6 protein-coding genes are annotated in these 8843 nt (G+C 58.3%); 1 reads left to right on the top strand and 5 read right to left on the bottom strand.

What is annotated here, in order from left to right; genetic code table 11:
* Positions 1-620 precede the first annotated feature (620 nt).
* Positions 621-770, bottom strand: coding sequence for a hypothetical protein (locus BUB54_RS20830; protein ID WP_175556510.1), 150 nt, complete (start codon positions 768-770; stop codon positions 621-623).
* A 78-nt stretch (positions 771-848) separates the two neighbouring features.
* Between BUB54_RS20830 and BUB54_RS12710 the strand changes: the two genes are divergently transcribed.
* On the top strand, positions 849-1505 hold the full coding sequence (locus BUB54_RS12710) for a reverse transcriptase domain-containing protein (protein WP_217652500.1): 657 nt from the start codon (positions 849-851) through the stop codon (positions 1503-1505).
* 282 nt (positions 1506-1787) lie between these two features.
* On the opposite strand, the gene BUB54_RS12700 is transcribed toward BUB54_RS12710, so the two are convergent.
* The 4 genes from BUB54_RS12700 to BUB54_RS12685 all read right to left on the bottom strand — a co-directional run bounded on the left by BUB54_RS12700 (position 1788) and on the right by BUB54_RS12685 (position 8836).
* Positions 1788-2288, bottom strand: coding sequence for an acetone carboxylase subunit gamma (locus BUB54_RS12700; RefSeq protein ID WP_048878542.1), 501 nt, complete (start codon positions 2286-2288; stop codon positions 1788-1790).
* A gap of 74 nt (positions 2289-2362) precedes the next feature.
* Positions 2363-4678 carry a hydantoinase B/oxoprolinase family protein gene (locus tag BUB54_RS12695; protein ID WP_048878543.1) on the bottom strand — a complete coding sequence of 772 codons (2316 nt, stop codon included), beginning with the start codon at positions 4676-4678 and terminating at the stop codon, positions 2363-2365.
* Between the two features lie 21 nt (positions 4679-4699).
* On the bottom strand, positions 4700-6856 hold the full coding sequence (locus tag BUB54_RS12690; RefSeq protein ID WP_048878544.1) for a hydantoinase/oxoprolinase family protein: 2157 nt from the start codon (positions 6854-6856) through the stop codon (positions 4700-4702).
* 138 nt (positions 6857-6994) lie between these two features.
* A complete protein-coding gene (locus tag BUB54_RS12685) occupies positions 6995-8836 on the bottom strand; it encodes a sigma-54-dependent Fis family transcriptional regulator (protein WP_048878545.1) in 1842 nt (613 codons plus the stop codon).
* Positions 8837-8843 lie beyond the last annotated feature (7 nt).

Raw genomic sequence — 8843 nt, 5'->3', positions numbered from 1 at the left:
ACCTCCCCCAACACCTCCGGAGCCCTCCGGAGTACCCTCTCAACTACTGTGTCGTCGTCCATGAAAACCGCCGTTCAGTTCAAACGGCCAGATTCAGGATCAGGGAAATCACCGCAAGGCGGGCAACAGCTTACGCTTACGCAATTTGCACCGACCTTCCTTTCGCTACATTACTTGTTATCTCGACCTTTGTCGCCCAGCTGCCTGGCTCAACTTCGAGAATTCCGATGTGAGAGCGCGACATATGTGGAACGGCCCTTTCTGATTGGTCTTTGAGCAACCTCATTATGGGACAGTCGATGCCTTGGGCCGTTCCACCCCAACGATCGAACAGACGTTCGCTATCCTCAAACGCAAGCCTCAGTTCTCCAGACAGGAGGCGGGAGAGCTTATATCGCTCCAACCTTAAATGAAACGACTATATGTTGAATTTTTCGTTTCGATTTATTCTCTGCGTGCAAATTGCATTGTAGTTCCATCCTTCACCTTCGGCTCGACCATTTGCGGTGAATTCACGTTCGCACGATGTTTGACTTGGCGATCGATCGCAAGTTGCGCTGGTACGATTTGGTAAGAATCAAGATCGGCGCCCTTGTTAGCGGTGACCGATTCGACCACGATCAATCGCGGTTGAAGAAAATTCGACGGCCATTATCGTACAGCTTTATTCCGCTTGGTAGCTTTGATGGAATGCCAAGGGAGTTGGCCCCGATGTCCACCATGCTGGCGGAGCCCCCGTAATAGTCCACGATCGGGAAATCCGGCGACATGGCGAAGGGGGCAGTTCAATCGGCTTGAGGTGCAAACTATCTGACCAAATGAGGTGAAGACCTTTGATAATCAGCGAAATGCAGCACAAGCTCGCGACATGGGCTGAGAGCGATTCAACCCGGCGGTTTGATCGCCTTCTCCGACTCATTGACGATCAGGCGTGGCTTGCCGAAGCTGCCCGGATCGTATTGGCGTCTAGCGGCGCTCATACGCCGGGCGTTGACGGAATGGATAAGCAACGGATGCTGGCTGGACTGGCGCAACATCTAGCCAGCCTGCGAACGGACCTGCTGACGGGGAATTACAGCCCGCAGCCGGTCAGGCGTATCTATATCCCGAAAGCCAATGGCAAGAAACGCCCACTGGGTATCCCGCCCCTGAAAGACCGCGTCGTCCAGCGTGCGATGCTGATGGCCATGGAGCCGATCTGGGAAAGCGACTTTCATCGCCTCTCCTACGGCTTCAGGCCGGAACGCAGCGTGCATCACGCTGTCCGGACCGTGAAAATACAGTTGCAGGATAGTAGTGCCGGGACGAGGGGCCGCTGGATCATCGAAGGTGATCTGGCGAGCTACTTCGACACGGTTCACCATCGGCTTCTGCTTCGCTGTGTGCGGCGGCTTATCCGGGACGACCGGTTTGTTGATCTGCTCGGGCGGTTTCTGAAGGCAGGCCACATCCATCGTGGTTTGTTCGCGGCCACTTCCCAAGTGACGAGGCAGCGGCGAAATTGATCTACTTGGCCTTGAATGCTACATCCACCGAGTGGAAGCGCTCGGTGCGCGAGTGGCATGCTGTCAGAAGTCAGCTCGCAATCATGTTCGGATCGCTTCCCAAGGGTCTAACAAAACGCGTCAGGCACAAAATTCCAAACAGTCTCGTGCCAATCTTCAGAAACAAGTTTTTACACCGTCTCGATCGATTGTTTTCTCATTCGTGAGCCAGCCAATCCAATATTCAGACATCTTCGCCAGAAACAGGGGCGTGGTCCACCCCTGTTGGTTATAAGGCGATCTTTAGGCCCGTTCTGGCACCGGCATGCCCAACCAGTCCTTGTAGAACGCCTCAATATCGGGCTCGAAGTCATGGATCACCGGATACCAAGGCGTCGGCGCTTCGACATCCAGCAGGTCGCCCGAGAGTGGACAGAAATACTCGCGAATCACCTGCCATTCGGGCGAAGGCGCCATCAGGCGGGGATAAAGTTCCTCCATCTGCGCAGCGGTATCGCGCACCCGGATGCGGGCGTGCAATTTCCAGTTTTGGTCCCATTCGCAGAAATCGTACCCAGCCTGGCTGCGGATCATCCACTTTTTATCGAGCTTGCGCTGCACGATATAAAGCTTCGGCCCTAACGGCAGGATGATCTGGTCATCCCACTTCACCTGCTCTTGCAGGAGCTCCAGATAAACCTGAAAGCGCTCCTTGTCCTTAGGCGTGGACAGCATGGTGTGCAGTGTGTCTCGGTCGATCTTGCCGTCCAGCAGGTCTTTGATCTTAGCTTTGGTATAGGCCATGTGGTTCTCCTGTTGAGTTTGGCCTTGAAAGGGAGGTGGCTGCGCCCAAAGGGAGTAGGCACAGCCGAAAACAATCACTCCTCGACGAATTGTACCGTCTTGACGTCCGGCAGTTCGGAGATGTCCATCGAATATTCGCGCCCGTAGGAGGGGATCGGCAGATCTGCTTCCAGCAGCTGCCAGTCCTCGGGTAGGTTCCAGAACTTACGGAAATCCTGTTCGAACCGTGGGCCCAGCTTGAAGGACGCCGCGAACATCTGCTGGACATGGACGCCTGCGTCCTTGTCCAGGATCTTTTCGCGTTCCGATGCCATCCATTCACTGACCGGCACGGCTTCCTCCAGCCGGGACTTGCGAATGGCAGTGCGCTTTGCCTCGGTCGCGACGATGTTAACTCCCGTCATACCGTCGCCAGCATCGGCCAGGATTACGCCATACACGCTTTCGGCAAAGCGGGGCAGCAAGTAGCCGCCGTTTACGTCATCGGCCACCTTCTGCGGTTCGCGGTCCAACGGATCGCCAAATCCAGGTCCGCCGCGCATGTAGTTCAGGTAAAGGTCATAGTCCTTGAACATCGCCTCGGTAGTGATGGCCTGCTTGTCGCGCTTGATGCGGGCATTAGGCAGCATCGCCTCCCAGGTCGGGTTCTCCGGGTCGGTGTCGCCGCCATGCGGAATAACACCGCCTTCTCTAATGATTTCTTTCAGGCGGGTATCATGCGCCTCGAAGCGATAACCCGAGGCAGCCGGATAGCCGCCCATTAGTCCCCAGTCGGAACTGATATGGCCATTGCCCATAAAAAACATCGTCCAGTCCTTGGCGTTCCAGACCATGCGCAGCGATTCAAAACCGCAACCGCCGCGATACTTGCCAGCACCGCCCGAACTGGCCTTAATCTGTCGGCCTAGATAGACCAGCGGCTCAGCCAGTTCCCAAATCTCCATGTCGCCCATATCACCTTCCGGGTTCCAGACGGCAGCGGCATGGCTGATGCCGTCGCTATGGGCTGAGGCACCGACTCCGTTCGCAGCGCATTCGAACGAGTTCACGGCGTGGATCTCGTCATACTGGTTAAAGCCGCCACCTTGCAGCCAATTCGAAGTATTGGCATTGCCAGCGTTGACCTCTTCTAGGTATCCTCGGCCAAAATAGGCCCGGCTGAGGCCGCGCCACAGCGCTGTCCAAGAGCTAACCAGGAAGTGCCATGAATAGCTGAAGGCGACGCGGCGGTCATCGGGGTTCATCCAGGTGCCCTTGGGCAGCCGAAACTCTGTTCCATAGGCAGCACCGTCGTTGATCATCTCTGTCGGGATCAGCGACTGGGTCATCATCACCCAGATGCCGCTAGTGAAGCTAACCTGATGGGCATTGTAGGTATGCCAGCCCCAGCGACTTGATCCCTCGAAATCCAGCCGCCAAGTGCCGTCCGAGCGAATGGTGATTTCGGACGGGGTGTGCATGATCGTATTGACCTTGGCAAAATCGGACGGCACACGCACATCCTCATGCGCATAGGGTACATCGACGAAGCCGACTTGGCGATACCTGCCGGGAATGGTCATAGCCTTGATCCGGGCCTGTAGGCCAACGCGGCCATGTTCGACCGATTCATAGGCGAATTTCCAATAAGCCTCGATGCCCTCGTCAGCGATCACCTCCAACACTAGGTCGCGGATCATATGGCAGCCAGCGACGCGGGTGCGTTCGTCCAGCATCCAGTAGCGAGTCGTACGCACCATTCTCTGCGATTCATGCAGCCAATCGCGGAACAGCACGTCATTCTCACCGATCTTGCGACAGGTGATCGAATAGCCGTCGCCGAAACGCTGCACTTGTCCAGTGGACATCGAGCCCGGCCCAACTGAGCCAGTGTCGATGACATGGGTTACGCCGCCGACCCAGCCGATCAGTTTCCCTTCGTGGAAAATCGGCACGATCGTATGGATATCGCAAGGGTGGACGTTCCCGATCAGACTGTCGTTGTTGCAGAAGATGTCGCCATCCCGGACGCCTGGGTTCTGCTCCCAACCGTTTTCGATCATGTATTTGATCGCAGCGCCCATTGTGCCGACGTGGATGATAATCCCGGTCGAAGTCAGAATGCTGTCGCCGGCAGCGTTATAGAGGGTGAAGCAGAGTTCCCCCTCCTGCTCGACTATAGGGCTGGCCGCGATCTTCTTGGCGGTCTCACGCGCATCAACCACACCGGCCCGCAGACGAGAGAACAACTTATTGTATTTGATCGGATCGCTATCGCGTAGTTCCATCTTCGACAGGCCAGCATAATGCTTCGTCCGCTTTGTTGCCTCCATCAGCCGATCGCGATGGCCCTTGAGCGTCTCACCTCCGCGCACGATTCCGCTTATATCAACCTTAGACTGCACATTCATGATGTTTCTCCTCCCGAGAAATCAGACTTCTTTCAAGTGGAATAGGCGGTGCCCGTCGAGCCAGGTCTCGAAACCGCCGGGCACGACAAAGGTCGTAGCGTCGGATTCTATAACTGCAGGCCCGGTAATACGGTTACCCGGCAACAGCGCTTCCATCTTATAAAGCTGGGCATCGACCCATTTCTTATGACGGTAGAATTTCCGAGTTCCGAGCTTCGCCGAGTTGGGCGGGGACTCGCCCTGAAGTTCGTCCTTGGGAATTTTCGGCTTCGGGATCGGCACCATACCGCGCATGATCGCGCCGGTGACGGAATAGCCCAGTTCCGGCGAGCGGGCCGAGGCGGCATAGACGCGGCCATAAGTGTCGTTGAAGGCATCAACCAGCTTGTTCCAGTCCTCAGCGCCATGTGCCTCCATGATCGGGCTTTCGATCTCGAGGTCATTAAGCTGGCCGCGATACTGCATGCGGAAGCCCGGTTGCAGCGTTACCCGATCCGAGCTGTAGCCGTTGATCTCAAATTCCTCGAGCACGCGTTCCTTTAGCTCCTGCCATGCCGATTGCAGGGTCTGCGCCTGCACCGCCTTCAGGTCACCCGAGGCATCGGTGGCGATATTAATGTCGAGCGACTTGTCGTACCGGTATTCGAAATCTGCCGCTGCACAGCCGAAAGCCGAGAAGCCTGCCGCCCAAGCCGGAACTATGACATCCTCAAAGCCAAGACCTTCAGTATATCCGTAGGTATGAACCGGTCCCGCGCCGCCATAACTAAAGCAGACAAAATTGCCTGGCGTCGAACCCTTGCCCGAAATCATCGAACGCAGATAATCGCGTAAATCACTGTCCAAGAGCTCAATCACCCCAGCGGCGGCATCCTCGACCGAAAGCCCCAGCGGATCGGCGATCTGTTCCTTCATCGCGTTCCAGGCGCGCTCCCGGCTGAGCTTGACCTGCCCACCGAGGAAGTTGTCAGGATTCAGATACCCCAGGATGATATGGCAGTCCGAGACTGTCACCGTGGCAATGCCCGACTCAGCCCAACAGACGCCGACGCGGTAGCCCGCCGAATCCGGCCCCAGCTTAATCGCCTTGGTATAGGGGTCGAGCCGGATGAAGCTGCCCGCTCCCGCGCCGACCGAATCCATGGCGACCAGCGGCAGCGATAAGAGAAGCCTAGCCATGTCGGGGTCGTTGCGAATGGTCAATTCGTTCTGGGTGATCAACGCCACGTCGAACGAGGTGCCGCCGATGTCGGAACAGGCAATGTTGGAGTAGCCCAGCACCTCTCCCAGGTATTTTGCCCCGATCACGCCCCCGATGGGGCCGGAGACGATGGTACGTGCCAGTTCCTTGGCCTTCCATGAGATCGTCCCCCCATGCGTTGCCATCACGCGGAAATCGAACTTCGAGCCGTTTTCCTTGAAGGCGGTGGTGATCTTTTGCAGCGTCTGCCGAGAGGGTTCGGCAGCAAAAGCCTCGAGAATCGTGGTGTTGGTACGATGGGTTTCCTTGCGCACCGGGTAGTAGTCGGTCGAGGCAAAGACCGGAATGGTCCGGCCCGCGCCCCTGACTTCCTCTTCCACGATATCGCGCACACGGCGCTCATGCGCTGGGTTGCGATAGCTGTGCAGCAATGAGATGACAATGCCTTCCACATCCTGCGCGATTAGATCGCGTGCAGCTTGGCGGGCAGTCTCCTCGCGCAACGGAATCACCACGTCGCCCGACATGTCGATCCGCTCCATCACGCCGCGGGTCAGATGACGTGGGACTAGCGGATCATCATAATAATGCGTGTTGAGGTGGATGCGATCCTCATAGGCGAAACCTAGATATGCTTGGGCGGCGCGGCCCATGCGGTGGAAATCCTCCATCCCCGCATTGACGATCAGACCGGTACGCAGCCCCTTGCGCTGCACCACGCGATTAAGCATCGCAGTGCCTGAATAGACGCCGGTTTGGATCTCGGACAATGCATCTTCCAGCATCAGACCCCAATGTTCCAGCCCCTCCTTGGAACTGGCTATCAGGCCCAAGGCTTCGTTCTGCGGCGTCGATTGTGCTTTGCCAACGACGAACTCACCTTCGCTATCGACGAAGAACGTGTCGGTCATAGTGCCGCCCGCGTCGATGCCAAGCACCTGCACGCGACGGCGGCCCGTTTGTTTTTCTAATGGCACGGGTAAATCCTCCTCCTTTGGCGCCACCTACCCATGGCGCTTTGGAAAGATGCCCGTGTTCCGGAGAGAGTGTTGTCCGATTTTCAGACAATCTGCTAGACATGCTGCGGACGCGATAACGCACAACCGCAAACAAACTCAGCCACGACGGCCGCGTGGGACTCCGTATTGTTCTAGCTTGAGATAAAGCGTCGAGCGCGAAATGCCCAACCGCCGCGCCGTCTCGGTCATGTTGCCAGCGCATTCCGCCACGGCGTTCAGGATCTCGGCCCGCTCTCGATCACGCAAGGTGTCCTCGCGCGCCTTGCCCATCCCCTGCACAATGCAATGCGGCAGGTCGGCTACGTCGATCAGTCGGCTGAAAGAGGTGGCGGAAAGCGCCTCTATCAGGTTACGCAACTCGCGCAGGTTTCCAGGCCAGGAATAAGTCTGCAGCCGCAGCATGGCGGTGGGGGTGAAACGCAGGGCACAGCCCTTGCGCCGATCTAAATAAAGCTCCGAGAATCGCTTTACCAACTGCCTCAGATCGTCCTGGCGTTCAGCCAATGAGGGCAGGCGCAGGATCGCCCCCGATAGCCGGAAATGCAGATCCGCCCGTAGCGCCCCCGCCGCAAGACACTCCGACATCGCAACAGACGATAGGCTGATAAATTGAATCGGCATGCCGACCTCACGATGCAGATGCGCGAGTGCCTGCACCAGTAGTGCCTGCACTCCGGTTGGCGTCTCGGCCGGCTCGTCCAAGACCAACGTACCGCCAGTCTCTGCCAGCCGCGCAAGAGTGCCGCCAACCGCCCCCGCGAAGCCGCCCGGACCACCGCGCAAACCTTGTGCCTCCAGCAGGCTGCAATCCACCACCTCCAGCGGCAGTTTTGCAAGCGGACCCGCACCGTGCAGCGCGCGGGCCAGCGTTTCTTTGCCGCTGCCTGCCCTCCCCTCGATCAACAGCGGCACCCCGCTTTTGACGAGGTCCAGCGCCTCAGCACAGATCGCGGCCAAGGTCGGGCCTGTTTCCGCGATGGCGGCAAGGTCTCCTCGCACCGTGGTGCCGCGTGGGCGCGCAGCTGTAAAGGTAAGCATCAGTCCAAAGGCCTCACCGTTTTCTGAGATCAGGCTCACATCGGCCTCGGGTAACGCCTCACGCATCCGCCCGGCCAGAGCACAGGGATTACCCTCGTCGCCAGGGAGCGCGATGGCGGCAAGCTCCTCCAGCATTCGTTCGCCAACGCGGAAATGTTCCTCGACGCGGTTGAAATTCTCACTGGCCCAGATCCGGTTGCCGTATCTGTCCAACAGCAGCAGTTCCTCACCGCCACGCCCCCGCCGCGACAGCAGCCGATCGAGGAGGAACTGATGCTCCTGCAAACCAAGCCGACGCAGCGACTCCTCTATCTGCATGGCTAGGCTGACCGACAACGCGGCGCCCTGGCGCATGTTCTCATCTGATGGGGCCGAGATATCGACCACGCCCAGGATACCGCCGGTGATCGGATCGCGAACTGGGGCCGCCGCACAGGACCAGCGCTGAATCGCCTCGCAGAAATGCTCGACCCCGGTGATGCTAACCGGCTTGCCCAGGTGCAACGCTGTGCCTATCGCATTGGTGCCGATCGCTCCTTCGTCCCAGCGTCCCCCCGGATGCAGATGGTTTTCCTCGCCACGTGAACGAACACTTGCATCGCCAGTGGCATCCAGCACCATTCCTGCCCGGTCGCACAAGAGCAGCATCGCCCCGGCACCGTCGAGCATATACCCCGCGCGACCGACCGCATCCCTCGCCGCACGCCGCAGCCGGGCGTTATGCAAGCGGATGGCGTACAATTCCTCATCAGCGACCAACGGAGCACGCTTCAGACGCTGTAGCCCGATGCTGTCGCGTGATCTGACCCATGACCTGAGCACGATTTCGCGAATGCTTGGGGGTACGCTCCCCAAGGCCCGAAAGCGCTCCCAGTCCTCCTTCTGGATGCTTTCCGCCATGTCTGAC

It is taken from the genome of Acidocella aminolytica 101 = DSM 11237, from assembly GCF_900129125.1.
Taxonomy (GTDB): Bacteria; Pseudomonadota; Alphaproteobacteria; order Acetobacterales; family Acetobacteraceae; genus Acidocella; species Acidocella aminolytica.
Note: the sequence above shows the minus strand (reverse complement) of the source record. Positions and strands in the feature narration are given on the sequence as shown.